The organism is Streptomyces sp. XM4193 (assembly GCF_023072595.1).
Taxonomy (GTDB): Bacteria; Actinomycetota; Actinomycetes; order Streptomycetales; family Streptomycetaceae; genus Streptomyces.
The window spans coordinates 152,739-177,107 of sequence record NZ_JALLGK010000002.1 but is presented as its reverse complement, the minus strand read 5'-3'; the positions used below and the strand labels follow the sequence as shown (position 1 = coordinate 177,107).

The following is a 24,369-nucleotide window of genomic DNA, read 5'->3' as shown; positions in this document are numbered from 1 at the left end:
TTCACAGTGCGCGCCGCGCCTCGTACGGTCAGGGGGTGGGCGAGACACGGACAGCACGGACGGCCGGACCACCGGCGCGCGACGGCGGGGCGGGCACCGACGGACGCACCCAGCCGCCGGGGTCGGCCCGACACGGCACCGCGCTGCTGCTGCCGGTGCTGCTGGTGGCGGGCGGGCTGTTCTCCCAGCAGTTCGGTGCCGCGGTGGCCGCGCTGCTCTTCCCCCAGGCGGGCGCGGCGGGCATGGTCTCGCTGCGGCTGGCACTGTCGGCGCTGGTGCTGCTGGCGTTCTGCCGTCCGGCGATCCGCGGCTACCGTCGCGAGGACTGGTTGGTCGTCGCCGGCTTCGGGCTGGCGCTCGGCCTCATGAACATGTCCTTCTACCAGGCCATCGACCGCATCCCGCTGGGCGCCGCGGTCACTCTCGAAGTGCTCGGCCCGCTCGCCCTGGCGGTGGTGGCGGCACGGCGCCGGATCGCCTGGCTCTGGGCGGGACTGGCGCTGGCCGGCGTGACGCTGCTGGGTCGGGCCGGTTTCGGCGAACTCAACTTCGCCGGTGTGGCGTTCGCCCTGGGCGCGGCGGCGATGTGGGCGGCGTACATCCTCTTCTCGGCGCGGGCCGGCAGCCGCTTCCCCAAGATCGACGGACTGGCGCTGGCGATGGCGCTGGGCGCGCTGATCAGTCTGCCGTTCGGAGTGGCGGAGGCGGGCGCCACCCTGGTCCAGCCCCACATTCTGGCGCTCGGCGCGGGAGTGGCCCTGCTCTCCTCCGTGCTGCCCTACTCGCTCGAACTGCTGGCACTGCGGCGGATGCCGGCCGCGACCTTCGCGGTGCTGCTGAGCCTGGCGCCCGCGATCGCCGCCACCGCGGGCTTCCTGGTGCTCGGCCAGAGCATGAACCTGCTGGAGGTGCTGGCCATCGCCCTGGTCGTGACCGCGAGCGCCGGCGCGGTGCGCACCTCGGAGCGACGTCCGGCCACCGGCACGCAGCGCGGCGCGCAGACCGCGCCCCGCACGGAACCGGAGGTCTGAGACCGGCCCGCGCGCCCTCGCCCCTCAGCCGTCCGCGGCGGACGGGTCGGCGGGCGCGGACGGATCGGCGGGCGCAGTCGGGTCGGCGGACGGGTCGGCGGGCGCGGGTCGGTCGGCCGGGTCCGGGACGCGGTAGCCGGCGACCGAGGGCCAGCGCACCGTGAGCACGACGGATTCGGTCTCCGCGCGCCAGGAGTGGTCAACGCCCCGGCCCCACACGACGTAGTCGCCCTGCTGCTCCAACAGCACGCTGCGGCCCGGCAGTTCGACCCGGAAACGTCCGCTGATCAGCACCAGCAGAGCCGTGCGGCGTTCACCGGTGACCCAGTGCGCGCGTTCGTCGCCCGGCGGGTGCACTCCCCATTTGATCTCGACGTCCGTGCTGTGCCTCGGGTCGTCCGGTTCCTTGAAGTGGCCGAGCAGCCACCCGCGGTCGAGCGCCGCGTCCTTGCCCGCGTTGCCCACGTACACGTCGTCGTCCTGCATGGGAGGACGCTACAGCGCCCGCGGCGGCACCGGCCCGGCCGGTGGTCTCCGCACCCGGCTCACCGGCCGGGCCGCGGACTTGAGCGGTGCGGCGGACCGGCTGTCGGGTCATCGGTCCGCCGGACGGCCCGGCAGGCGCCGGACGGGACTTCGGGACGGACGGCGTCAGCCGAGCTTGGCGGTCTGGACAGCGGTGACCGCCTCGGGGATGACGGCCTTCTCCGGCTGCATCAGGTTCATGGCGTAGAAGACGGCGACCGTCGAGTCGGTGCGGATCACGTTGAAGAGGATCGGCATCCGCCGGCCGTCCGCGTCGGCGTCGAGCTGGAAGGCGAGGGCGTCGTCCGCCCCGTCGAGCTTGGGCTTGTCCAGCTCCTTGGCCGCCTTGTACGTGCCCATGCCCTCGTGGCCCTTGGCGGTGGTCTCGAAGCCGTCGGCGCAGTCCTTCAGCGCTTTGCGCAGTCCGGACAGCAGCTTGTCGGCGGAATCGCCGTCGTAGGCGGCGAGGGTCTCGAAGAGCACGAGTCCGCTGGGGTCCTCCTCGTCCGGCTCGGCCATGATGTTGCGGTAGACCGACGCTGCCGGTGCCGGCTGGGGCGTACCGGCCATGAGGCCGCCCAGCGGTCGGCACTCGGCCTGCTTGGCCTTCTCGTCGCCCATCCCCTCCAGCTCGGATCGGGACGGGATGCGCACCTTGAAGCCGGGAACGTCGCCCTGCCCCAGCGCGTAGGAGCCCAGCTCCTCCTCCGACAGCTCGCCCTCGGCCGGACCCTTCGGCCAGCCCTCGGTGCTGCCCGGCTCCGGGGACGGGCCGCCCTTGCCGGAGTCCTCCCGGTCGCCGTTCTTGCCGTCCCCGCTTCCCCCGGCGGACGAGCCGCCCTCGGAAGCGCCCTCGGAAGCGCCGGAGCCGGCGTCCGGGGAGCCCGAACCTCCCGAGCACGCCGCCGTCAGGCCCAGCGCCAACAGCGCCGCGGCGGCGGGCAGATACCGGGCACGACGGAACTTCATGATCGCAACGCTCCACGGGTGGCGTGTGCAGGGCCGGGCGGCTCCTGCCGGCGGGCGGCCAGTCTGGCACGCGGCGCCGTCCGTGCGCGATGGCCTCCGGCGCCCGCCGGGCCGCACCTGCCCGCCCCGCACGTCGTCGCACGTCGTCGCACGTCGTCGCACGTCGTCGCCGTGCCGCGGTTCCGCCTCACGCGCGGCCGGCAGCGCGCGGCTCCCGCAGGACGAAGCGCCGGTGGCGCCGCGAAGGGTGCGCCTCAGCCGTCGGCGGGTGAGGGGTCGAGCACCACGAACTCCGCGCCGAACGGGTCGGCGACCACCGCCAGGCGTCCCACGCCCTCCGCCTCTTCCGGGCCCATCTGCAGGGTTCCGCCGGCCGAGGTGACGCGCTCGACGGCGGCGTCGCAGTCCTCGGTCGCGAAGACCGGGTGCCAGTACGGCTTGCCGTTCCGCAGCTCCAACGCCTCCGGCGGCACTTCGACGACTCCGCCGTGCATCCGCTCCTCGGGCTGCCCCTCGGCGGTGACCAGCTCGTAGGCGCCGCCCGCCTCCCCCGGCATCGGCACGTCCTGGCCCGTCCAGCCGAAGAGACCGCGGTAGAAGTCGTCCGCCCGTGCGCGGTCGGTGGTCATCAGCTCCACCCAGCAGAGCGCCCCCGGCACATCGGCCGTCTCGAAGCCCTTCCGTCCGCCGGGCTGGAAGACCGCGAACTCGGCGCCCTGCGGGTCCGTCGCCTGCGCCATCGTGCCCGCTCCCCCGGCGTCGAACGGCGGCACCCGCACCGTGCCGCCCAGCTCCCGCACGGCGTCCGCGCAGGCCCGGACGTCCGCGGCCATGAAGTAGATCATCCAGGATGATCTGGCGCCCTCCTCGCCGAGCGGACCGAGGGCGCCCACCGCACGCCCCTCGTGGCGGAGCAGCCCGTACCCCTGCTCGTCGTCCGCGGTGAGGGGCTCCAGCTCCCAGCCGAAGACCGACCGGTAGAAGTCCGCGGCCGCTCTCCCGTCCGGAACGCCCAGGTCGATCCAGCAGGGAGCGCCGGGCACGAAGTCTGTGGTGATCATGGGATTCCCTTTCGACGACCCCCGGGCCCGCCTCAGCTTGGCACCGCCCACCGGCAGCCGCGCGTCGTGCCCGTACCGGCCCTGGAAACCCGCCGCCCGCCGCCCGTCGGAGAAGCGCCGCGGGGTTCCTGCGCTCGGGCGGGCCCGGGCCGGCCGGGCGCGCTCGCAACCCGGAGGAACCGGGACAGAACCTAGGCGTGCGGGCCGACGGTGATCTCTCCGATGCGGAAGTCCAGCGCCGTCGCCTCCAGCGCGACCGCGACCCGTTCCGCCTGCTCCTCCACCGCGCTCCGTACGGTGCCGGGCAGGCGGCGCAGCGGCTCGACGGCCAGTTGCAGGCGCCGGCCCGAGCGGCGGTGGTGCCAGACTCCGGCGACCTCGCCCTCCACCAGCAGCACCGGGTAGTTGCCCGCCCGGCCCCGGGACAGCGCACGGGTGGCCGCGGCACCGGGGAAGAGCAGGTCACGGGGGTGGCTGCCCACCGCGAACGCGTCGAAGTAGGGCAGCAGCCTTACGCCGACGGGGTGTTCGTCCGCCAGCTCGTCGCCGGCGAGCTGCCGGCAGGGCACGCCGTTCAGCCGTACGGGCTCGATCTCCTCGCCCAGCGCGTCGAACACCGCCTCGGCCCAGGGTTTCGGGGCGGCCAGCCACCGGGCGAACTCCGCCGGCGTCGCGGGGCCGTACGACCAGAGGTAGTGGCGGGCCAACTCCCGTACGGCCGCGGCGCCTTCGAGCGGTTCGAAACCCGGCGACCACCGCTGCGGGCTGGTGTAGGCGACCCGGCGCCCCTTGTCCGGCGCGAAGCAGAGCGCTCCGCGGTGGGCGAGCAGCGCGGTGGCCCAGCGCCAGCGCGGCCAGTGGCCCTGGAACGCCTCCATCACCGGATCGCCCGCCCAGGGACCGACGGCCTCGACCAGGGCCTCGGTGAGTTCGTCGGTGGTGAGCTCGTCGTCGGCGAGGATCACCTCCAGCGCGGCGGCGAGGGCGTCGATCTGTCCGCCGGTCAGCAGCCTCGGCCCCGCACCGGTCCCGACCTCCTCGCCGAGCGCGGCCAACGCTCCGCACCACAGCGGCAGTTCGGCGGTGGGCAGCAGATGGACGGTGCCCCGCGCGCCGTAGGTCTTCACCAGTTCGCGGTCTTCCCACAGTGCGCGGCGCACATCCCTTCGGTCGGCGGTGCCGCCGGTCGAAGCGTCGGAGGTCGAGGCGTCGGGGGCCGGGCCTCCCCCGGCTCCGCCCAACCGCAGCGCCAGGGAGAGTTCGGCCGCGCTCAGCACCTGCACGTGCGCACCGCAGATCGCTCCGGCGACCGCCGCGACGTCGGAGGAACCGGCGCCCGCCTCGGCCTCCAGCAGCCGGTGCCTGCGCAGCCGGCGGGCGTTCACGGCCCGCCACGTCGACTCGGGGCCCTGCGGTGTCTCTCCCATCCGCGGAACTCTAGGCCGCCACCTGGCGGTTCGAGCCCGTTCGGGCCCTTCGGAATCCGCGGGTCGACGGTTGGGCGGGGCCGCTAGGCTCGATGCCCATGGGGTACGTCGACACCAGTGGCACACGGGTGCGCAACGGTCCTGACCGGGCCGCGCAGACCGTCATCGAGCGCCGACTGCACGAGGCCAAGGTCCGCGGGGACGTCGAGGGCTACATACGCATCCTCGCCGGGACGCACCTATACCACCTCGCCTCGAAGGACCACTTCCGAACGCACCCCGGCCGGGTCGGCTACGCGACCCCGCGCGATCCCGCACCCCACCGCGGGCGCCGGACCCTCTACGTCCGGACCCAGGGCGATCTGCCGGGGCGGCCCCGGGACCCGGACGAGGTCCAGCACCGGGTGCGCTTCGGCCAGTTGGTGGAGCGGGACAGCCATCAGGAGGACCTGGTGATCGAGGTCAACCCCGGTTCGGTGAGCGGGATGCGCTTCCCCTTCCGGGACCGCTCCCGCTTCGAGCGCATGCCGTGGGACCGCGCGCTGTGGGAGCAGATCGCCGACGAGGTGCCCCCGCCCTCGCACGGCGACGATCTGCTGCTCACCGACCGCAGCGGGCCGCTGCGCGGGGAGTTGGCGCACGGGCTGGCCTGCGGCGCCCATCTGGCCGTGCACCGCCGGGTCATCTGGAACCGCTTCGGCGACATCGACACGGGCTACCTCAACGACCGCGAGACCCTGGAGCGGGACTGGGGCGTCACCAGCACCTCCGGGGGCAGGGAGCAGCTGCGCGCGCTCCTCGCCCACCGCAACAGCCCGGCGGCGCCTGAGATCGCCCTGAAGTGCCGCAACGCTCTGAGCGAGCGCGAGGGCGGCGGCGACGTCGACCCCGAGCGCTGGCGGGAGTTCGCCCAGGAGGTCGCGGATCGCAACGAACTCCCGCCGGGGCTGCGGAAGTTGATCGAGGACACCGTCGAGCGGGTGCCGGTGTACGAGCAGCGGTTCCGCGCGGACGGGCTGCTGCCGCCGGGAGGCTTCGTACGCACCCTCGCGGGCTACGACTACGGCCGTGCGGTCAACTTCGCCCGCTGGGTCGTCTCCGCGCGCTACTTCGAGCCGGAGGACCTGGTCGGCACCGCGTCGACGGTCGGCTCACTGGTGCAGGCGGCGTACGAATCCTGGGAGGACTTCTCGGCCGGCTACACGCTGGGGCGCGTACTGCGGTTCGACGACGGGCGGTTCGGCCACTGGTACGAGTCCGCCCTGATACCTCACCGGTTGCTCGTGCAGGACCCGGAGAGCCCCTGGCGGACCATCCCCTTCCGCTGAGCCCCTCCTGAGCGCCCCCGCCTCGCCCGTGGCTGGCACCGCCTCCGAGCCGGCACCCGCCTACGTACCGGCACCGCCTCCGTACCGGCACCCGCTCCGGCGCGAGCTCCGTCGAAGCCTCGGCGGCGGGCGGTCGCGCGTGAGAGAATGCCGCAGCGGTATCGCTCCACCTCCCGCCGGCGTACGCGGGTTCCGGGCTCCAGACGACATGTTCTGGAGCCTTTTGTCGTGTTCGGAGCAGCCGCCGCCGTTCACGCCCGCCGGTGGCGAAAGCACCCCGGCGGCACGAGGACCCCGCACCCCGCGCCCGTGCCCCGCACCTCTCGTCCCGTCCGCCCTCTCGTCCGTCCGCCCCTGCTCCCTCCCGCTCGACCCGCATTGCGCACGATCGCCCCCGTACCCGTTGCCCACGCACCCATCGCCACCCGTCAGGAGCCGGCCCGTGCCCGAACCGTCCGAACCCTCCGCGTCCTCGGAACTCACCGTGTTTCCCGATCTGTTCGGCCGCACCCGGCGCTTCTCGCTGGGCGCGCCGCGCTCGGTCACCGTCTCGCCCGACGGCGACCGGGTGCTCTATCTGCGCTCCGCCGGCCCCACCGATCCGCGCACCGCCCTGTGGTGCCAGCACCCCGACGGCGGCGAACGGGCGCTCACCGCACCGGAGGTGGGCAGCTACGCGACCGACCGCGCGGTGGAACGGGTCGCGTTCAGCGCGGGCGACACCCTGTGGACGTTCCGGCTCGGCGACGGTGAGCCGCCGCGCAGACTGCCCACACCTGTGGGTGTGGCGGTGCACGACCCGGTGCCGTCCCCCGACGGCGACCTGGTGGCGTACCTGTCCGCCGGCGGGCTCCGCCTGACCGCCTGCGACGGGACCGGCGACCGAGCGCTCGCCGACTGCCCGGACCCACAGGTCACGTACGGCCACACCGACCACACCGCGCACGAGTCCATCGGCCGGCAGCGCGCGTACTGGTGGGCGCCCGACGGCCGCGCGCTGCTGGTCGCCCGGGTGGACCTCACCCCGGTCGCCCGCCACCACCTGCACGACCCGACCCACCCCGGACGGCCGCCGCGCGTGCTGCCCTATCCGGCCACCGGTACGGCCAACTCCCTGACCACACTGGACCTTTGGGATCTGGACGGCGGCCGGGTGCCGGTGGCCCTGCCCGCCGAGGTGCCGGCCGGGGAGGCGCCCGAGGGTTCCTGGGGCCGCGCCCTGGAGTACCTGGTGAACGTGGACTGGTCGGGCGAGGCACCGCTGGTCGTGGTGCAGTCGCGGGATCAGCAGACCCTGTGGCTGCTGCGCGTCGACCCGGAGAGCGGCGCCTGCACGGTGCTGGACCGGGTGAGCGATCCGTACTGGGTCGAGCCGGTGCCGGGCCTGCCGGGCCGCACCGCCTCCGGCACACCGGTGTTCCAGGCGGTCCGCGGCGATGTGACGACCCTGCGGGTCGGCGAATCGCAGGGACCGTCGGACCTCCATGTGCGCGAGTTCCTCGGCACCATCGGGGAACGGGTGCTGTTCAGCGCCACCGACCCGGCCGAGCCGACCTCGACCCACGTCTGGTCCCTGGACACCGCCGCGGGTCCGCACGCGGCGCCGGTCCGGCTCAGCCGGGAGCCGGGTGTCCACTTCGGAACGGTCGGCGGCCGGACCCACGTCCTGGACAGCCTCACCGACCGCGGCCCCGTCGTCGCCGTCCACCGCCGACACCGTCCCGCGTCGGCACTGCGGTCGGTGGCCGCCGACATCCCGATGGCCGCGAGCCCCCGGATGCTCACCCTCGGCCGCCGCGCTCTGCGTGCGCGGCTGCACCTCCCCGCCCAATACAGGCCCGGCACCGGACCGCTGCCGGTGCTGCTCGCCCCGTACGGCGGGCCGGGCATGCAGATCGTCACGCACGCGACCGGCGACCGCGGACCCGCGGTGTGCCAGTGGTACGCGGAGCACGGTTTCGCCGTTCTCAGTGTCGACGGCCGCGGCACTCCCGGGCGCGGACTGCGGTGGCTGCGCGCCATCCACGGCGACCGGCTGACGCCCGTGCTGGAGGACCAGATCGACGCGCTGCACGCCGCCGCCGAACTGCTCCCGGACACGCTCGACCTGGGCCGGGTGGGGATCTACGGCTGGTCCTTCGGCGGCTATCTCGCTGCGGGGGCGGTGCTGCACCACCCCGAGACCTTCCACGTCGCCGTCGCGGGCGCGCCGCCCACCGACCACCGGCTGTACGACACGTACTGGAACGAGCGCCATCTCGGCCACCCCGCGCTGCACCCCGAGGGATACGCCCGCAGCGATCTGATCCCGCACGCCCACCGGCTCGTCCGACCGCTGATGCTGATCCACGGGCTGGCCGACGACAACGTCCTGCCGGTGCACACCCTGCGGCTCTCCGCCGCGCTCCAGGCCGCGGGCCGCCCGCACACCGTGCATCTGCTGCCCGACACCGCGCACCATCCGGGCACCCCGGAGCTGGCCGCGGACCTGCTGCGCCTCCAACTCTCCTTCCTCACCGGCCACTTGCACCCCACCGGCCCGGAGAAGCACTGACGGCACCGGAGGGTCGGCGCCGTCCTCCTGCGGTGCCGACCTCCAACGCCGCGCTGCATCTTTCGTCGTACGTCGAAGTCGTCGCAGCTCAGGACGTACATCGCCGAGGGCCGCCGGAGGATGGACGCATGACCGACTCCCCCGCCGACGCAGACCGGCGAGCCACGGGCCCCACCGCCGTCGACGCGTCGAACGGCGCCGACGCCGACGACGCCGACGACGCGTCGGCCGTGGACCGTCCCGACCCGAAAGCCCCCGGCTCGGCAGCGCCCGGCTCCGGGACGCCCGGCTCGGCAGCGCCCGGCTCCGGGCGGCGGATCGCGATGCTGGACGTACTGCGCGGCGTCGCCATCCTCGGCACCCTGATGACCAATGTCTGGATCTTCACCACCCCGGGCGGCGAGTGGGGAGTGCTGACGGGCGAGGTGGGCGAGCAGCGCTGGGGCAGCCTCGCCGAGACCGTCTCGACCGTCTTCCAACTCCTGGCCAACGGCAAGGGGTTGGCGATGCTGACCGTCCTCTTCGGGGTCGGGCTCGCCATCCAGTACGACTCGGCCGTCCGGCACGGCAGGCCGTGGCCCGGGCGCTACCGGCTGCGGGCGCTCTTCCTCTTCGCCGAGGGCACGGTGCACTTCGTCCTCGTCTTCGCCTGGGACGTGCTGATGGGGTACGCGGTGGTCTCCCTGCTGGTCGCCTGGTTGCTGACCCGCGGCGAACGCAGCCGTCGCCGCCTGCAGCGCTGGGCGGCCGGTCTCCACCTGCTGCTGATGACGCTCCTCACCGCCGCGCTGGTGACGAGCGAGGACTCCGCGGGCTCCGACAGCTCGACCTCCTCCGAGGTCGTCGACCTCTACGCCCACGGCAGCTACCTCGACCAGGTCCTCTTCCGGCTGGAGAACGCCCTCGCCCTGCGCGCCGAGCCCCTGCTCTCCTTCGGTCTGCTGCTCTTCCTCTTCCTGCTCGGAGTGCGTCTGCACCGCGCGGGCGCGTTCGGGTCCGACGGGACCGGCCGACGGCTGCGCACCCGAATGACCGCCTGGGGACTGGGACTCGGCGTCCCGCTGTCGGCCCTCGCCGCGGCGTGCGGCACCGACCTCGTCCTCGTCAACCGCTACGTCACCGCGCCGCTGGTGGCCGTCGGCTACCTCGGCCTGATCGGCATCCTCGTCGAACGCACCCGCAGGCCCGGCCCGTTGACCGCCGGACTGACGGCGGTCGGCCGTACCGCGCTGAGCTGCTACGTGCTGCAGAACGTGCTCTGCGCCCTGCTCGCGTACGGCTTCGGCGCGGGTCTGGCCGCCCGGTTCGCCGACAGCGGCCCCTGGTGGGTGATGGGCCTGTGGGCCGCCGTCTGCCTGGTACTGGTCGCCTTCGCCGTGCTCTGGCTCCGCCGCCACGACCACGGACCGCTGGAAGCACTCCAACGCCACGCCCTCCGCCGCTGATTCGCACGGATCGCAGCGGTGTGCGCCGCCGACGGCCCGGTGGGGCACGACCCGCCGCGGACGAACAGGTACGTCCGGCGGCGGGCCGGGTCGGGCACTCCCCGGGGGGCTACTCGATGCGGGCCACGTACACGTGATCCTCGTACCGGCGGGCGAAGAGCCGGTGTCCGGCGCGTGCCGCGTGCCGCAGCGCCCACAGTTGCGCGGCTCCGGGGTCGCCGAGCGGGCCGGATGCCGCTCCGCAGCCCACCGTGCGGCACGTCAACTCCGCGGTGACCCCGCCCTCTTCGACATGCTCGATGCGGTGTCGGAGTCGACTCAGCGCCACGGGCGCCGTGCGACGGTCCCGCTCTCCCTGTGCGGTGGCGGACTGCCGCCCAGCCACCGCACCGCCGTCCGCGTCCGGGCAGACGGCCCTCCCGCACCGGCACGGCGGGAAGGCGACGCTGCCGAGGGGTACGGGATCACAACGACCTTCCACCGGGCGGCCGTTCACAAGTTTGAACACCGCTGCCACCCCTCTGTGGTCTGTGCCCGCGCGGGGCGCGTCTGCTGTACTGGCATTGCCTGCTCCCTCCAAGGATCGGGTGGACCCGCTCCCGGTTGGGGGTAATCCCGGCAAGGTGTTTCCCTACCGGGAGCGGGCATCGAGGTGCCTCTCTGTCGCACCTGAGTCACCGTGTGTTCCCACCATGCTTCGAGTCGACGTACTCTCGCTACAGCGATGGTGTTTCCAACCCATCTGGAAAGCTGAGGGTTTGCCGGTGGCCCGAACCGCCCCTGAACCGTCCGACGGTCTCCAGTACTTCGGCAGGGAAGTGCGTCTCGCAAGAGAGCACCACGGAGCGACTCAGGCAGCATTGGCCGAGGCCACGACATACAAGGCGCCGTATGTGAGCAAGGTCGAGAACGGTCAGCAGCTCCCTTCCGATTTGTTCGCACAGAATTGCGACGTCTTCTTCAACACCCCTGGCTACTTCGCCCGACTGCGGCGCCGCGTGAGTCAGCACGGACACCCGGAGTGGTTCGTCCCCTATCTCAAGCTGGAAGAACGGGCCAGGGAGATCCTCGACTTCAGTTCGTTCCTCGTATTGGGCATGCTCCAGACTCCCGACTACGCGCAGGCTCTGTTCCGGGCCTCGAACCCGAGAGACACGTCGGAACAAACAAGGACGCGCGTGAAAAGCCGACTCGAACGCAGAGCTGTGATCGAGCAGAGTGACCCGCCCCTGCTCTGGGTCGTGCTTGACGAATCCTGTTTGCGGCGGATGGTCGGCAGCCCTGAAGTGATGCGCGACCAGATCGAGCACCTCCTGATGCGTGCCGGCGGTCCTCACGTCACGTTGCAGGTGCTGCCGTTCCGAACCGGTGCGCCGCCTGCTTCGGAATCGTTCACCCTGCTGCGGTTCGACGAGGACGCGCCTGCTCTCTACACGGAAGCGCAGAACATGGGCCGTCTGATCGACGCACCGAGCAGAGTCCGGGCGGCGACGGAGCAGTTCGAGCGCTTGCGCGCCGACGCTCTCTCGCCGCAGGATTCGGTGACGATGCTCCGTTCCGTGATGGGAGACTTCACCCGATGAGCACACGCCCTGACATGTCGCGGCTGACGTGGGTCAAGTCCAGTTACAGCGGGGGCGGCGGCGGTCAGTGCGTTGAGTACAGCCGCGGCCTGCTTCCGTACGGCTCGGTCCCCGTACGGGACAGCAAGTGCCCCTCGGGGCCTGCTGTCGTCTTCAGCGCCGGCGCCTTCGCCGCGTTCGTCGCAGCCGTGCGCAGCGAGTCGCTCGGTCGCTGACGCCCCTGCCGGGACAGGGCCGACTCCCGCCGCCGACAACGACGTTCACGGGCGCGGGGCGGCGCATAGGCTGGCGGGCATGGCAGCGGAATGCGGCGTGAACGGTGCGACTCTCCACCACGAGCAGTACGGGCCGCACGAGGGCCCACCGGTGCTCCTCGTGCACGGACACCCCTTCGACCACACGCTCTGGGAGCCCCAGGCCCGTGCGCTCGCCGGCGCCGGACACCGGGTGATCGTGCCGGATCTGCGCGGCTACGGGCGCAGCGCGCTGCCCGCCGGCGCGGAACGCACCCACCTCTCGGACTTCGCCGACGATCTGGTGGCGCTGCTGGACCGGCTCGGGGTGTCGGACGCGGTGGTGGGCGGCGTCTCCATGGGCGGCCAGATCGCCATGGACCTCGCCGTCCGACACCCGGGCCGCGTACGGGCGTTGGTGCTCTCCGACACTTCGCCGGTCGCCGAGTCCCAGGAGGGCAAGGCCTTCCGCAACCGTCTGGCCGACCGGCTGCTGGCCGAGGGGATGGACGGTTTCGCGCAGGAGGTGATCGACCGCATGATCGCGCCGTACAACGTCACGGACCAGCCGGAGGTGGCGGACCACGTACTGCGGATGATGCGCGGCACGGACCCCCGCGCGGCGGCAGCGGCTCTGCGCGGCCGGGCCGAACGCCCCGACTACCGCGAGGGGTTGGCCGCGCTGGAGGTGCCGGTCCTGGTCGTGGTCGGTGCCGACGACGGGTACACCCCGGTCGCGGACGCCCGCGCCCTGCACGAGCTGCTGCGCCGCGCCTCGCTGACGGTGATCGAACGCGCGGGCCATCTGCCCGGTCTGGAGCAGCCGGACGCCTTCAACGCCGCCCTGCTGTCCTTCCTCGACTCGGTTGCGCCGAGCGGGAGTTGACCGCCGCGCCGAAGCACGGAGAGTCGGTCGACGGTCGACGGGAGGCCCGCTGCCGACGGGAGGCAGACGGTCGACGGGAGGCAGACGGTCGACGGGAGGCAGACGTCGACGGGCCGGCGGCCGGCGCCGGTGTCAGCCGAAGCGGGTGACGAAGCGGCGCTGCCACGGGGTCTCGACGGCGCGCGGGCGGTATTCACGCCGTACGTACGCCACCGCCCGGTCGCCCGGCACCCCGTCGAGGACGGCGAGGCAGGCCAGCGCCGTGCCGGTGCGGCCGAAGCCGCCGCCGCAGGCGATCTCCACCCGCTGGTGCGCGGACCGCTCCAGCAGATCGGCGAGCACGACGGCGAACCGCTGCTTGTCCGTGGGCAGTCGAAAGTCGCGCCACGGGACCCACTCCCCCGGCCAGTCGAACTCCGGTGGGCGTCGCCCCTGGAGGTAGATCCCGAACTCCGGCAGGGGGCCGGGCGGCAGTGGGTCGCGCAGCCCCCGACCGCGCACCAGCCGCCCCGAGGGCAGTTGCATCACCCCGGCGGCGTCCGCCGCCCAACTCGCTTCGTTCATCGGTCGGTTCCCTCCGCCCCGTCCGGCCCGGATTCCTCCGCGCCGTCCCTGCCGGAACCGTGCCCGTCCGGCCCGACCCCGCGCCCGGCATCACGTCCGGCGTCGCGCCCGGCGTCACGCCCGGCGTCACGTCCGGAGCCGTGCCCGCCGTCCGCCGCGGGGTCGCGTACGCCGTCGCGTGCGCCGTCGCGTGCGCCGTCCCGTCCGGAGCCGGGCGCCGTGCCCAGTACGGCGGCCAGGGCTGCGGCGGGTGCCCGGCCCCGGGCGGTCCCCTTGGGGGCCCGGGAGAGGAAGTCCTCGGCGGTACCGCTGTACAGCGGCGCGCTCTCGTCCTGGTCGGTGTCCAGGACGGCGACGGTGTTCACGGTGTCCGCGGCGCCGTCGGTCGCCAGAGCCGGCAGGGCGGCCGGGTCGGCGGTGGCCAGGAGCGCCCGCAGCTCGCCCTCGTCGACCAGTTCGCGGAGCACGTCCTGGAAGACCTCCCGGTGGTGGAGGTGGAGTCCGGCGGTCGGTTCGTCCAGCAGGAGCACACGGGCGTCGTGGACCAGACCGGTGGCCAGGCCGAGGAGGGCGAGGCCGTCGGGCGCCAGGCGGCTGGTCCTGCTGCCCGCGTGCTCGGTGAGCCGTACGCGTTCGAGCGCCCGCCCGGCGGCCCGCCACGCCTTGCCGCGGCGCATGCCCTTGAGCCAGCCGACATAGGCGACGAACTCGCGCGCGGTCAGCCCGGTCATCGGCATCACGCCGTCCGGCATCCAGCCGACCGCGCGCCGGTAGGAGGCGCTGCCTGCGGGTTCGCCGTCGAGGGCTACGGTGCCGGAGTCGGGGGTGAGCTCGGAGGCGGCGATCCCCAACAGCGTGCTCTTGCCCGCCCCTTCGGGACCGAGCAGCAGTGTGAGGCCGTCCGGCAGCTCCCAGTGGAAGTCCCGCAGCACGGACAGGCCGCCGCGGGCGTGTCCGCAGCCGCTCAGTACGAGAGTCATCGGTCCCCTCCGCCCACCGTGCAGGCCTGGGTGAGAGTGGTGCGGTACCAGCGCTTCTGGTCCTCGGCGGACTGGCCCAGCACGGTGCCGAGCGAACTCGCGATCTCCTCGCGCCGGGTGGAGTCGAGGTACGGGTCCTCGGCCAGGACCCGGGCGAAGGACTCCGACTGGCCGGCCTTGTCCGCCGCCCAGCCCAGCGCCAGACGCCGGCTCATCGGGTCCGGTTCGGCGCAGGGGAAGCGCACGGCGGCCCGGACGACCTGGTAGCCGAGGTCCCCGCGGCGCTCCGCGTCGGTCAGCGGCAGCTCCCAGCGGGAGCCGGAAATCGTCGTTCCGTCGCCGCGTCCGAGACTGTCCCGGACTGCTGTCGCGCCGTGGTCGACCCCGGCCCTGTCCAACTTGCCGAGTGTGCCGACGACTTCGGCCCGTACGCCCGGCAGCGCGTCGGCGGTCGGCTCGGGCATGCAGACGCGGGGGTTCTCGCCGGCGCAGCGCACCGGGATGTCGACGTGCGCGACGGGCGGGTCCGCGCCCCAGTCCTTGACCAGCGCGTACGCACCGCCCAGTCCGGCCGCGGCGACGGCGGCGGCCAGACCCAGCCGGACCGCCGGTCCGAGGCGCGGCGGCAGACGGCGCACCGGGAGCCACAGCAACGCCGCGGCGAGCGCGAACGCGCAGGTCGGCAACGCGTGCGCGGCCATCGAGGGCCAGCCGGCGACCTCGCCGAACTCCGGGATGTAGGGGTAGCGCCCGACCAGGTGTCGCCACCAGTTGATCTGGAGCGCGACCGCCGTGGCGACCATCAGGAAGACGACCACGGCCAGCACCGGCGCCGCGATCACATCGGGCAGTCGCAGGCCGACCGCGAAGCCGATGACGGCGTACGCGGCGCAGACCAGCAGTCCGACCGCCAGCGGGCGCAGGCTCGCCGCGGTGGGTGCGACGCCCTGCTGCACCAGCGCGATCACCACCGGCAGCGTCAGCATCAGCCAGCCGAGCAGCACCGCCGGCCACAGTGCGTCCAGGGCGATGCGCGGCCGGGAGCGGTTGGGCGTCAGCCGCCAGACGGGCACCCGGCTGAGCCGGTTGCCCTCCCAGGCGCCGAGGGCGGCCGTCAGCGCGTAGGCGAACGCGTACATCGGGGAGAGCGGCCCCGCCACCAGCGTGGGTGCGTACCCGTACGAATCGGCGGCCGGTTCCGCGCTCACCGTGTGGTACACGAGGAGCGTCAGTGCCACCGCGAGGGGCGCGGCCCACAACGCGCTGTGGGCTCGCAGCCGGGTACGAAGTCTCACCGTCTCACCAGTTCAGCCGCCGGGTTCGGCGCACCCGGGACCGGGCCGCCGAGGAACGGGACGACCGGTCGGCGTACGGGCGTCCGGGATCCGAACCACCCTAACGAACCGGCCGAGTCCGGCGGAGGGCCCCTCGAAGCCGGGCGGAACGGGACCGGCGGCGACACTCGCGGCGACCGCGGCACGGGGCGCGACGGGGCGGGGCGTCGGGGCCGGCAGGGCGGGGCAGGGCGGGGCAGCAGGACGGGACGAAGCCGAGCCGGGCGGAACGCGGCGGACCGGGCTGATCCGAACGGACCGGACGAACCCGAGCCGACGGGGCGGGGCGCCGTACCGGTCCGGAGCCCGCGCGCCCGGTGGGCTCCGGGGCCGTCGCGGTAGCCTGCTTCCGCGGTGAGAGCGTGCCGCCACCACGCCCGCGCCCCGCCGCCCAGTCGGCCCGGTCCGGGCGCGTCAGGCCGCCGGAGCAGTCGGCGGCCCGTACCCGAGGAGCCCGATGTACGCGATCACCGTCGGCGACCAGGGCGAGGAACTGCGCCCGCTGGAGCCCTGGCACGCCGCGCAGTTCCTGGCGCACATCGACCGGGGCCGCGAACTCATCGGCCGGCATGTGCGGATGGCCGACTCCGTACCCGATCTGGCCGCCTCGCGCGCCCTGTTGCAGCGTTTCGCCGAGAAGGCGGCGGCCGACACCGGGCGCATCTTCGGCATCTGGCGCGGCGAGGAGGTGGTGGGCGGGGTGCTCTTCCCGATGCTCGACGCCGAGCACGGCCTCGCCGAGGCGGGCTGCTGGCTGGAGCCCTCGGCGGTGGGCAGGGGGCTGGTCACCCGCGCCTGCCGCGTCATCATCGACTGGGCGGTCGAGGAGCGCGGCATCCAGCGCGTGGAGTGGATCGTGCCCAGCGAGAACGCCCCCAGCATCGCCGTCGCCCGCCGACTGGGCATGACCTTCGAGGGGACCCGGCGCAGCGCGGCCGTCCACCGCGGCGTGCGCCAGGACCTCCAGACCTGGTCCGTGCTGGCCGACGAGTGGCGTGCCGCGCGCGAACGGTGACGCGCGTCCGCGGTGACGCGCACGCAGCCGTACGGGCGGAGTGGGTTCACCGCTCACGCGAGCTGGGGAATCGGCACCGCTGGTGTCATGCTCATGGAGGCTTGTTCGCGCACGTTGATCGACGCGAGAGGACCCCTCACATGGCAGCAGGGAAACGGGCACACAGACGCACGCTGACGACCGCGGTCGTCGCAGCGCTGGGAGCACTGAGCCTGGGCTTCACCACGGCACCCGCGCAGGAGGCACAGCAGCAGGCGAGCAGCGGCTGGATCGTGGTGCTCCACGACGGCGAGCTCAGCACCGCCACCGACTCGGCACGCACCGTGCGCGGTCACGGCGCACGGATCGAGACCACCTACCGCACCGCGCTCAACGGGTACGCGGTGCAAGCGACTTCGACCCAGGCCGCGAAGCTCGCCGCCGACCCGGCGGTGCGCGCCGTCGTGCCGGACACACAGGTCCGGGCGCACGCCGTGCAGGACAACGCACCCTGGCACCTGGACCGGCTGGACGACGGCAACGGCCCCTCCGACGGCTCCTACGAGTACCCGGACTCCGCCGGCGAGGGCGTGACCGCGTACGTACTGGACACCGGAGTGCGCATCACCCACCAGGAGTTCGGCGGCCGGGCGAGCTACGGCTACGACGCGGTCGGCGACGGCGACCAGGCCCCGGACGACAACGGCCACGGCACCCACGTCGCCGGAATCATCGCCGGCGAGGAGTACGGCGTGGCGAAGAAGGCCGAGGTCAAGGCCGTACGGGTGCTGGACGGCAACGGCGCGGGCACCGTCTCGGACGTCATCGAGGGCATCGACTGGGTAACCGCCAACGCGCAGAAGCCGGCGGTCGCCGTGATGAGCCTGGGCGGTTCGGCGAACCAGGCGCTGGACGAGGCGGTGCGCAACTCCATCGCGTCCGGTGTGACGTACTCGGTCGCCGCCGGCGGATCGGCGGCCGACGCGGGCAACTTCTCACCCGCTCGGGTCGAGGAGGCGCTGACGGTCAGCTCCACGGGAACCGACGACAACCGGGCCGGCTTCGCCAACTACGGCTCGGTCGTCGACCTCTTCGCCCCGGGAGTGGACATCACCGCGGCCTGGAACACCTCCGACACCGCGCTCAACACCCTTTCGGGCACGTCGAGTTCGGCGGCGATCGTGGCCGGGCTGGTCGCGGTGGAGCTGGGCGAGACCGGCGACAACGCGCCGGCGGCCGTGGCCGAGGCGCTGAAGTCGTACGCGGCAAAGGACGCCGTCGGTTCGCCCGGTACGGGCACACCGAACCTGCTGGCCCAGGTCAGGCCGGTCGGCTGAGCCTCGCGGCAACCCGGTTCGACCTCGGCGGCCGTCCGGATCGGCGACGACCCGGACGGCCGCCGAGCCCGTCGCCGCGGCACGGACGCACCCTCGCCGAGGCCGCGGGTCAGCGGGTCAGCGGGTCCGGACGGCGGGGTCGGTGGAGTCGCGGACCCAGTCGCCGCTGGGGATCGGCGTGCCGGACCTCCTCAGCCGGTCGGCGAGCGGTTCGGCGGCGAGGTAGACCCAGGCGCGTGCGGCGCCGCCGGTGTCCAGGGTGACCTCGGTGGCGATCCGCTCGTAGACGTTGTCCGCGCCTCCCGGCGAGTAGTCCTCCAACCGGTCCAGCACAGCGAGGACTTCGGCGTAGTGGGCGCGCCGGGGCAGCACCAGTTCGCCCCGCACCGTACGGGCGGGATCGACTCCGGCGACCGCGTACGGGTAGCCGGGGCCCTCGTACAGCATCAGACCGGCCAGGCTCGCGGGCTCCTCGGAGGCGGTGCGCCCGCGCAACGCCCACTCGTAGTGGCGCTGGCCCGGGCGCAGGGTGCCGTAGAGGAAGAAGGGGAGTCTGGGCCCGTCCTCGGGTGCGGTGTGCGGATGGGGCAGGGCCGTCACGCGGTCTCCTCCCGCACCCAGCGCAGATAGTCCTCGCTGCCGTGGGTGACCGGGGAGGCGATGATCTCCGGTACCTCATAGGGGTGTTCGCGCCTGAGGTGCGCCTCCAGCTCCGGGTAGCGCGCGACTGTCGTCTTCAGCAGCACCTGCCACTCCGGCTCGGCCTCGACAGCGCCCTCCCAGCGGTACACCGAGGTCACGGGCCCGTTCACCTGCGCGCAGGCGGCGAGCCGGGCGCCGACGGCGGACCGGGCGAGGGCGGCGGCACCGTCCGCGCTGTCGGCGGTGGTCAGTACGGTCAGGATGTCGCTCATACCCGCACGCTAGCCCGCGAGGCCGATGCGGAAACCGGCGAACCGGCAACCCGCGGACGGCCGTCGGCGTCTGTGGCGGTGTGAGGCGAGCGCGCAGACCCTGGAGCACGGCCGTGAAGCGGCGCACCGTGCAGCTGACGATGGTCCTCGCGGTGCTGGCGCTGCTGCCCGCGACCTGGGTGCGGCTGAGCACGGAGGGCAGGCACAGCGGTGCGGACGAAGCGCCGGCCGCACCGGTGGCTGTGGTCTTCGGCGCCGGTCTGTGGGACGAGGAGCCGTCCCCGCACCTGGCCCAACGGCTGGACACCGCCGCGCGGTTGTACACCCGGGGGCAGGGTGCGCGCCCTGCTGGTGACCGGCGACAACAGCCGCGAGGAGTACGACGAGCCCGGGACGATGCGCCGCTACCTGGTCGAACGCGGCGTCCCGGCGAACCGGATCGTGGCCGACTACGCGGGGTTCGACACCTGGGACTCCTGCACCCGTGCCAAGCGGATCTTCGGGGTGGACCGCGCGCTGCTGGTCAGCCAGGGTTTCCACGTCCCGCGCGCGGTCGCGCTGTGCAGGGCGGCCGGGGTGCACGCGCACGGCGTACGGGCTCCCGAGCCCTCGGGCGCAGGCCGATACGTGGACCGGGCACGCGAGTTGGCGGCGGCGGTGAAGGCCGGGTTCGAAGCGGCACTCACCCCCGACCCGCGCTTCCTCGGGCCGCGTGAGCACGGTGTGAGCCGAGCGCTGCGGGACTGAGCGCACACTTCGGTGGCCGTCCCTCGTCCGGGCTGCTGCAAATGTCACGGGTGATGTTTAGGCTCGCCGCATGAACCGGCACGAAGCGATGTCATTCAACAGCCAGGTCGTCGACCGCTTCCGGGCCCAGCAGGGTTCTGGGCCGCTCGGTGACGATCTGCCGTTCAACGCCGACGCGTTGCTGCTGCTCACCCACACGGGAGCGCGCACCGGAACGGTGCGCACCAACCCGCTGGGCTTCATGGACCTGGGCGGCGGACGGCTCTTCGTCGTCGCCTCCGCCATGGGTTCGCCGAGCCACCCGGACTGGTACCACAACGTAATCGCGCACCCCGGGGTGACGGTGGAGATCGGCGACGAGCGCTTTCCCGCGGAGGCGGTGGCCGCCTCGGAGGAGGAGTACGAGGAGCTGTTCGCGCAGGCGCTGGAGCAGTGGCCGTTCCTCGCCGACCACCGGGAGCGGGCCGGGCGGCGCATACCGCTGGTGGAGTTGCGCCCGCTGCCCGACTCGGCCGCCCCCGAGGCGTAGCACGGCCTCGGCGCCCGCGGCTCGGCGCCCGCGGCTCGGCGCGCCCCGACACACGGCGCCCGCCCACCCGACGCCGGAACCGCACGGACGCGGCGCAGCCGCTGAGCGGACGCGGCACGGGACGACACGCGGCGCGCCGCCGCGCCCGGCCCCGGAGACGATCCGAGCGGCCCGGGCGCGGCGGCGACAGCGGCGTCGGCGGCAGGCATGGCCGGCAGGCGTCGGCCGGCAGCTCCGCTCAGGGCAGGAAGTGGTCCGGGGTGAGCGGGAGTTGGCGGATGCGCAGGCCGGTGGCGTCGTAGGTGGCGTTGGCGACCGCGGCGGCCGCGCCCACGATGCCGATCTCGCCGATGCCGCGCGCTCCGACGGGTGTGTAGGCGGGGTCCGTCTCCTCCAGCCAGCGGGCTCTGAGGTCACCGACGTCGGCGTGCGAGGCGACGTGGTAGCCGGCGAGGTCGCGGGCGGCCAGGGCACCGTCGTGGTCGACCACGTTCTCCTCGTGCAGCGCCGCCGACACACCCATGATCATCCCGCCGACGAACTGCGAGCGGGCCGTGACCGGGTTGATGATCCGGCCGACGGAGAAGACGCTGCGCATGCGCGGTACGCGGACCTCGCCGGTGTCGGCGTCGATCCGCACCTCGACGAAGTGCGCCCCGAAGGAGTGGATCGCGTACTGCTCGCGCTCGGGGTGCTCCTCCGGTCCGGCCAGCGTACGGGCGCCCGTACGCGGGTCGTTGCCGTGCTCGGCGCGGAACGCCCCGGCCGCGCCGACGATCGCCGAGCCCCAGCACGCCGTACCGGTCGATCCGCCGGCGACCGAGGCGCGGGGCAGCCGGCTGTCGCCGATCTCCAGCGCGATCCGCTCCAGCGGGCAGTCCAGTGCGTCCGCGGCGATCTGGGCCAGGACCGTCCAGGCGCCCGTGCCGAGGTCGACGGCGCCGGTGCGGACCGCGTACCGGCCGTCGCCGAGCCGTTCGATCTCCACCTCGGTGCCCGGGATGTAGAGCCCGGGGTAGGTCGCGGCGGCGACTCCGTGGCCGACTCGCCAGCGGCCCTCGCGACGCAGCCGGGGGGCGTGGTGCGGCTCCCAGCCGAACCACTCGGCCCCCTCCCGCAGGCAGTCGACCAGCCTTCGGGAGGACCAGGGCCTGCCCGTCTCCGGATCGTGCGGGGGCTCGTTGCGGACCCGCAGCTCGATCGGGTCGACGCCGACCAGCTCCGCGAGTTCGTCGACCGCGACCTCCAGCGCGTACGACCCCGGCGCCTCGCCGGGGGCCCGCATCCAGGTCGGCACGGGGACGTCCAGCGGCAGCAGCCGGTGTGACGTTCCGCGGTGCTCGGCGCTGTACATCATGCGGCTGATCGCCGCGGTCTGCTCGGCGAACTCCTTGATGCGCGAGGTGTGTTCCCACGCCTCGTGGCTGAGTGCGCGAATCCGGCCCCCGGCGTCGGCACCGATGCGCAGGCGCTGCACGGTGGGGGTGCGGTGGCCGCCGAGGGTGAAGGTCTGCTGCCGGGTCAGCGGCAGCCGCACCGCCCGGCCGGGCACGGCCCTGGCCGCGAGGACCGCGGCGACGACGTTCGCGTGCGGCAGCCCCTTGGAGCCGAAGCCGCCGCCGACGTAGGGCGCGACGCAGCGGATCGCGTCGGCGGGCAGCCCCAGAACGGTGGCGAGGGTTCTGCGCACCCCGTGCGGGTTCTGGGTGGAGTCGTACAGCGTCAGCGAGGGGTGGCCGCCGCCCTCGCGCCACAGCGCGGTGGTGGTGTGCGGCTCCATCGCGGCCTGGTGCTGCATGGGCGTGCGGTAGGTCGCGTCGAGCAGATGGTCGGAGGCCGAGAGCAGCCCCTCCACCTCCGCGTCGGGGGTGTCGCTGCGGTGTCCGCCGTTGACGGACTCCGGGCAGTAGGCGGCGTCGGATTCCGGGTCGAGCCCGGTGTGCGCGGTGGACTCCTCGTACTCGACGTCGACCAGCCGGGCGGCCTCGCGGGCGGTCTCGGCGTCCTCCGCCACGACCAGGGCCACGATCTGGCCGCGGAAGCCGACCTCGTCCGACTGGAGCACCGCGAACTCCGCGTCCGAGGTGTCGGCGAGCGAGGGCGCGTCGAGATGGCTGAGGACGGCCAGCACGCCGGGCAGCGCCCGTGCGGCGTCGGTGTGCAGGGCGCTGATGCGGCCGCGGGCGACGGCGGAGGTGACCAGATGCCCGTACGCCGGGTCGGTCACGGGGTGTTCGAAGGCGTACGGCGCGCTGCCGGTCACCTTGGCCGGGCCGTCGTGGCGCGGTTCGGCGGTCCCGATGGAGGCCCGGCGGTCGGCGGGCTGCGAAAGCTCGGTCACGGCTGGTCCCTCCGACCCGCCGGCGACGGGTCCTGGGTGAGTTGGCGGAGCACGGAGACGGCGGTGGAGCGGGCCATCGGGATCTTGAAGGCGTTGTCCTCCCGCGGGCTCGCCTGCGCGAGCTCCGCCAACAGCGCCTCGCGGTACGCCTCTTCGGTGGCCGGTCCGCCGACCAGCGCCTCCTCGGCGACGCTCGCGCGCCAGGGCACCGTCCCGACGCCGCCGAGGGCGAGCCGCACACCGGCGACGCGCCCGTCGCGCACGTCCAGCGCTGCGGCGACGGAGACCAGGGCGAAGGCGTAGGAGGCGCGGTCGCGCACCTTGCGGTAGGCGGAGCGGTCGGCGTACGGCAGCGGGGGGACCTCGACCGCGGTGACCAACTCGCCGTGTTCCAGGACCGTTTCGAGGTCGGGGCGGTCGTCCGGCAGCCGGTGGAAGTGCGTCAGCGGCACCCGCCGCTCGCCCTCCCGGCCCTGTACGACGACCACCGCGTCCAGCGCGGCGAGGGCGACGGCCATGTCGGAGGGGTGGGCCGCCAGGCAGTGCTCGGAGGTGCCGAGGATCGCGTGGTAGCGCGTCCAGCCCTCCTGCGCCGCGCAACCGGCGCCCGGCCTGCGCTTGTTGCAGCGGGCGTCCGGGTCCTGGAAGTAGCCGCAGCGGGTGCGCTGGAGCAGGTTGCCCGCGGTGGTGGCGACATTGCGGATCTGCCCGCTCGCCCCGGCGAGGAGCGCGCGGGCGAGCAGCGGACAGTGGCGCCGCACGTACGGGTGGGCGGCGAGGTCGCTGTTGCGGGCGGTGGCGCCGATGCGCAGCCCGCCGTCCGGTGTCGGCTCCACCTCGTCCAGCGGCAGCCGGGAGACGTCGACGAGCGAACCCGGTGTGGCGACACCGAGCTTGAGATGGTCGACGAGGTTGGTGCCGCCGGCGAGATAGACGGCGTCCGGGTCCTGTGCGACGGCCGCGACGGCCGCCTCCGCGCTGTCGGGGCGCGTGTAGCTGAATTCCTTCACTTCCGGGCCGCCTCTTCGAGTGCGTCGATAATGCCGGGGTGGGCGCCGCAGCGGCAGAGGTTGCCGCTCATCCGCTCCTTGAGCTCCTCGCGGTCCGGTGCGACCGGGGCGGTGAGGTCCTCGGTGACATGGCTGGGCTCGTCCCGCGCCATCTCCGCGAGCACACCGACGCCGGAGCAGATCTGGCCGGGGGTGCAGTAGCCGCACTGGTAGCCGTCGTGGTCCAGGAACGCCTGCTGGACCGGGTGCGGTTCACCGCCCGGCGCGAGTCCGGCGGCCGTGACGACCTCGGTCTCGGACGCCTGGGCGGCGAGCAGCAGGCAGCTGAGCGTGCGGCGGCCGTCGACCAGCACCGTGCAGGCGCCGCACTGGCCGTGGTCGCAGCCCTTCTTGGGGGACATGTTGCCGAGCCGGTCCCGCAGCAGGTCGAGCAGTGTGGTGCGGGTGTCGACTCGTACGGCGTGGGTCTCTCGATCGACCCTGAGCTCGATGTCGCGGTCCATCTGATCCTCGCTGGGGCAGGGGGTGGTCCGCCCCGACACTAGGGCCGGGCCGGCGGAATCTCGCCGATGCGGGG

The 24,369-nt window shown here is 73.7% G+C and carries 23 protein-coding genes and 1 pseudogene; 11 read left to right on the top strand and 13 right to left on the bottom strand.

Annotated features, from left to right (window positions below; genetic code table 11):
• Positions 1 to 35 precede the first annotated feature (35 nt).
• Entirely contained in the window at positions 36 to 1,031 is a 996-nt protein-coding gene (locus tag MTQ01_RS08030) for a DMT family transporter (protein WP_247488079.1), read from the top strand.
• Between the two features lie 24 nt (positions 1,032 to 1,055).
• Here MTQ01_RS08030 and MTQ01_RS08025 read toward each other — a convergent pair whose 3' ends face one another.
• From MTQ01_RS08025 to MTQ01_RS08010, 4 genes are all read right to left on the bottom strand, one after another.
• Positions 1,056 to 1,517, bottom strand: coding sequence for a signal peptidase I (locus MTQ01_RS08025; protein WP_247488077.1), 462 nt, complete (start codon positions 1,515 to 1,517; stop codon positions 1,056 to 1,058).
• A 165-nt stretch (positions 1,518 to 1,682) separates the two neighbouring features.
• Positions 1,683 to 2,525 (bottom strand): hypothetical protein, encoded by an 843-nt coding sequence (locus MTQ01_RS08020; protein ID WP_247488075.1) that lies wholly within the window; start codon positions 2,523 to 2,525, stop codon positions 1,683 to 1,685.
• Between the two features lie 254 nt (positions 2,526 to 2,779).
• Positions 2,780 to 3,586, bottom strand: coding sequence for a VOC family protein (locus MTQ01_RS08015; protein WP_247488073.1), 807 nt, complete (start codon positions 3,584 to 3,586; stop codon positions 2,780 to 2,782).
• A gap of 191 nt (positions 3,587 to 3,777) precedes the next feature.
• On the bottom strand, positions 3,778 to 5,013 hold the full coding sequence (locus MTQ01_RS08010; RefSeq protein ID WP_247488071.1) for a winged helix DNA-binding domain-containing protein: 1,236 nt from the start codon (positions 5,011 to 5,013) through the stop codon (positions 3,778 to 3,780).
• 98 nt (positions 5,014 to 5,111) lie between these two features.
• Between MTQ01_RS08010 and MTQ01_RS08005 the strand changes: the two genes are divergently transcribed.
• The 3 genes from MTQ01_RS08005 (at position 5,112) to MTQ01_RS07995 (ending at position 10,340) form a co-directional block, all read left to right on the top strand.
• Positions 5,112 to 6,341: a DUF1266 domain-containing protein gene (locus MTQ01_RS08005; RefSeq protein ID WP_247488069.1), complete on the top strand. Its 1,230-nt coding sequence runs from the start codon at positions 5,112 to 5,114 to the stop codon at positions 6,339 to 6,341.
• A gap of 442 nt (positions 6,342 to 6,783) precedes the next feature.
• On the top strand, positions 6,784 to 8,895 hold the full coding sequence (locus MTQ01_RS08000) for a prolyl oligopeptidase family serine peptidase (protein WP_247488067.1): 2,112 nt from the start codon (positions 6,784 to 6,786) through the stop codon (positions 8,893 to 8,895).
• Between the two features lie 323 nt (positions 8,896 to 9,218).
• Complete coding sequence (locus MTQ01_RS07995; protein WP_247489125.1) at positions 9,219 to 10,340, top strand: DUF418 domain-containing protein; 1,122 nt, start codon at positions 9,219 to 9,221, stop codon at positions 10,338 to 10,340.
• 109 nt (positions 10,341 to 10,449) lie between these two features.
• On the opposite strand, the gene MTQ01_RS07990 is transcribed toward MTQ01_RS07995, so the two are convergent.
• Positions 10,450 to 10,725 carry a hypothetical protein gene (locus tag MTQ01_RS07990; RefSeq protein ID WP_247488065.1) on the bottom strand — a complete coding sequence of 92 codons (276 nt, stop codon included), beginning with the start codon at positions 10,723 to 10,725 and terminating at the stop codon, positions 10,450 to 10,452.
• Positions 10,726 to 11,032: 307 nt separating this feature from the next.
• On the opposite strand from MTQ01_RS07990, the gene MTQ01_RS07985 reads away from it, so the two are divergent.
• The 3 genes from MTQ01_RS07985 to MTQ01_RS07975 all read left to right on the top strand — a co-directional run bounded on the left by MTQ01_RS07985 (position 11,033) and on the right by MTQ01_RS07975 (position 13,042).
• Positions 11,033 to 11,923 carry a Scr1 family TA system antitoxin-like transcriptional regulator gene (locus MTQ01_RS07985; RefSeq protein WP_374207650.1) on the top strand — a complete coding sequence of 297 codons (891 nt, stop codon included), beginning with the start codon at positions 11,033 to 11,035 and terminating at the stop codon, positions 11,921 to 11,923.
• Positions 11,920 to 12,138, top strand: coding sequence for a DUF397 domain-containing protein (locus MTQ01_RS07980; RefSeq protein ID WP_247488062.1), 219 nt, complete (start codon positions 11,920 to 11,922; stop codon positions 12,136 to 12,138). The genes MTQ01_RS07985 and MTQ01_RS07980 overlap by 4 nt, the downstream gene beginning before the upstream one ends.
• A gap of 79 nt (positions 12,139 to 12,217) precedes the next feature.
• The gene (locus tag MTQ01_RS07975; RefSeq protein ID WP_247488060.1) at positions 12,218 to 13,042 is read left to right on the top strand and encodes an alpha/beta fold hydrolase; all 825 of its coding nucleotides are present in this window, start codon (positions 12,218 to 12,220) and stop codon (positions 13,040 to 13,042) included.
• 132 nt (positions 13,043 to 13,174) lie between these two features.
• On the opposite strand, the gene MTQ01_RS07970 is transcribed toward MTQ01_RS07975, so the two are convergent.
• From MTQ01_RS07970 to MTQ01_RS07960, 3 genes are read right to left on the bottom strand one after another with little or no spacing between them, the layout of a single operon-like run.
• Complete coding sequence (locus MTQ01_RS07970) at positions 13,175 to 13,606, bottom strand: protein-tyrosine phosphatase family protein (protein ID WP_247488059.1); 432 nt, start codon at positions 13,604 to 13,606, stop codon at positions 13,175 to 13,177.
• A complete protein-coding gene (locus MTQ01_RS07965; protein ID WP_247488058.1) occupies positions 13,603 to 14,586 on the bottom strand; it encodes an ATP-binding cassette domain-containing protein in 984 nt (327 codons plus the stop codon). Before MTQ01_RS07965 ends, MTQ01_RS07970 begins: the two co-directional genes overlap by 4 nt.
• Complete coding sequence (locus MTQ01_RS07960) at positions 14,583 to 15,881, bottom strand: hypothetical protein (RefSeq protein ID WP_247488057.1); 1,299 nt, start codon at positions 15,879 to 15,881, stop codon at positions 14,583 to 14,585. The genes MTQ01_RS07965 and MTQ01_RS07960 overlap by 4 nt, the downstream gene beginning before the upstream one ends.
• Before the next feature lie 496 nt (positions 15,882 to 16,377).
• Between MTQ01_RS07960 and MTQ01_RS07955 the strand changes: the two genes are divergently transcribed.
• Together MTQ01_RS07955 and MTQ01_RS07950 are read left to right on the top strand one after the other, a co-directional pair.
• Positions 16,378 to 16,935 (top strand): GNAT family N-acetyltransferase, encoded by a 558-nt coding sequence (locus MTQ01_RS07955; RefSeq protein WP_247488056.1) that lies wholly within the window; start codon positions 16,378 to 16,380, stop codon positions 16,933 to 16,935.
• A 140-nt stretch (positions 16,936 to 17,075) separates the two neighbouring features.
• Positions 17,076 to 18,251: a S8 family peptidase gene (locus MTQ01_RS07950; protein WP_247488055.1), complete on the top strand. Its 1,176-nt coding sequence runs from the start codon at positions 17,076 to 17,078 to the stop codon at positions 18,249 to 18,251.
• Between the two features lie 117 nt (positions 18,252 to 18,368).
• Here the strand turns inward: MTQ01_RS07950 and MTQ01_RS07945 are convergent, their stop codons facing one another.
• Positions 18,369 to 18,851: a gamma-glutamylcyclotransferase family protein gene (locus MTQ01_RS07945; RefSeq protein WP_247488053.1), complete on the bottom strand. Its 483-nt coding sequence runs from the start codon at positions 18,849 to 18,851 to the stop codon at positions 18,369 to 18,371.
• Positions 18,848 to 19,165, bottom strand: coding sequence for a divalent-cation tolerance protein CutA (cutA, locus tag MTQ01_RS07940; protein ID WP_247488051.1), 318 nt, complete (start codon positions 19,163 to 19,165; stop codon positions 18,848 to 18,850). Before cutA ends, MTQ01_RS07945 begins: the two co-directional genes overlap by 4 nt.
• A gap of 140 nt (positions 19,166 to 19,305) precedes the next feature.
• On the opposite strand from cutA, the pseudogene MTQ01_RS07935 reads away from it, so the two are divergent.
• Together MTQ01_RS07935 and MTQ01_RS07930 are read left to right on the top strand one after the other, a co-directional pair.
• Positions 19,306 to 19,912 (top strand): annotated as a pseudogene (locus MTQ01_RS07935) (vancomycin high temperature exclusion protein).
• Positions 19,913 to 19,982: 70 nt separating this feature from the next.
• Positions 19,983 to 20,441 carry a nitroreductase/quinone reductase family protein gene (locus MTQ01_RS07930; RefSeq protein WP_247488049.1) on the top strand — a complete coding sequence of 153 codons (459 nt, stop codon included), beginning with the start codon at positions 19,983 to 19,985 and terminating at the stop codon, positions 20,439 to 20,441.
• Between the two features lie 238 nt (positions 20,442 to 20,679).
• On the opposite strand, the gene MTQ01_RS07925 is transcribed toward MTQ01_RS07930, so the two are convergent.
• Genes MTQ01_RS07925 through MTQ01_RS07915 form a run of 3 tightly spaced genes read right to left on the bottom strand, consistent with a single transcriptional unit; the run spans position 20,680 to position 24,295 of the window.
• On the bottom strand, positions 20,680 to 22,782 hold the full coding sequence (locus MTQ01_RS07925; RefSeq protein WP_247488047.1) for a xanthine dehydrogenase family protein molybdopterin-binding subunit: 2,103 nt from the start codon (positions 22,780 to 22,782) through the stop codon (positions 20,680 to 20,682).
• Entirely contained in the window at positions 22,779 to 23,792 is a 1,014-nt protein-coding gene (locus MTQ01_RS07920) for a xanthine dehydrogenase family protein subunit M (protein ID WP_247488045.1), read from the bottom strand. The genes MTQ01_RS07925 and MTQ01_RS07920 overlap by 4 nt, the downstream gene beginning before the upstream one ends.
• Entirely contained in the window at positions 23,789 to 24,295 is a 507-nt protein-coding gene (locus MTQ01_RS07915) for a (2Fe-2S)-binding protein (protein WP_247488043.1), read from the bottom strand. The genes MTQ01_RS07920 and MTQ01_RS07915 overlap by 4 nt, the downstream gene beginning before the upstream one ends.
• Between the last annotated feature and the right edge of the window lie 74 nt (positions 24,296 to 24,369).

Excerpts from the sequence above, each read along its gene's own strand:
- MTQ01_RS07930 (WP_247488049.1), top strand. The coding sequence starts at position 19,983 with ATGAACCGGCACGAAGCGATGTCATTCAACAGCCAGGTCGTCGACCGC.
- MTQ01_RS07915 (WP_247488043.1), bottom strand. The coding sequence starts at position 24,295 with ATGGACCGCGACATCGAGCTCAGGGTCGATCGAGAGACCCACGCCGTA.
- MTQ01_RS08005 (WP_247488069.1), top strand. The coding sequence starts at position 5,112 with ATGGGGTACGTCGACACCAGTGGCACACGGGTGCGCAACGGTCCTGAC.
- MTQ01_RS07965 (WP_247488058.1), bottom strand. The coding sequence starts at position 14,586 with ATGACTCTCGTACTGAGCGGCTGCGGACACGCCCGCGGCGGCCTGTCC.
- MTQ01_RS07970 (WP_247488059.1), bottom strand. The coding sequence starts at position 13,606 with ATGAACGAAGCGAGTTGGGCGGCGGACGCCGCCGGGGTGATGCAACTG.
- cutA (WP_247488051.1), bottom strand. The coding sequence starts at position 19,165 with ATGAGCGACATCCTGACCGTACTGACCACCGCCGACAGCGCGGACGGT.
- MTQ01_RS07985 (WP_374207650.1), top strand. The coding sequence starts at position 11,033 with ATGCTTCGAGTCGACGTACTCTCGCTACAGCGATGGTGTTTCCAACCC.
- MTQ01_RS07955 (WP_247488056.1), top strand. The coding sequence starts at position 16,378 with ATGTACGCGATCACCGTCGGCGACCAGGGCGAGGAACTGCGCCCGCTG.
- MTQ01_RS08025 (WP_247488077.1), bottom strand. The coding sequence starts at position 1,517 with ATGCAGGACGACGACGTGTACGTGGGCAACGCGGGCAAGGACGCGGCG.
- MTQ01_RS07980 (WP_247488062.1), top strand. The coding sequence starts at position 11,920 with ATGAGCACACGCCCTGACATGTCGCGGCTGACGTGGGTCAAGTCCAGT.
- MTQ01_RS07995 (WP_247489125.1), top strand. The coding sequence starts at position 9,219 with ATGCTGGACGTACTGCGCGGCGTCGCCATCCTCGGCACCCTGATGACC.
- MTQ01_RS08020 (WP_247488075.1), bottom strand. The coding sequence starts at position 2,525 with ATGAAGTTCCGTCGTGCCCGGTATCTGCCCGCCGCCGCGGCGCTGTTG.
- MTQ01_RS08015 (WP_247488073.1), bottom strand. The coding sequence starts at position 3,586 with ATGATCACCACAGACTTCGTGCCCGGCGCTCCCTGCTGGATCGACCTG.
- MTQ01_RS07975 (WP_247488060.1), top strand. The coding sequence starts at position 12,218 with ATGGCAGCGGAATGCGGCGTGAACGGTGCGACTCTCCACCACGAGCAG.
- MTQ01_RS08010 (WP_247488071.1), bottom strand. The coding sequence starts at position 5,013 with ATGGGAGAGACACCGCAGGGCCCCGAGTCGACGTGGCGGGCCGTGAAC.
- MTQ01_RS07950 (WP_247488055.1), top strand. The coding sequence starts at position 17,076 with ATGGCAGCAGGGAAACGGGCACACAGACGCACGCTGACGACCGCGGTC.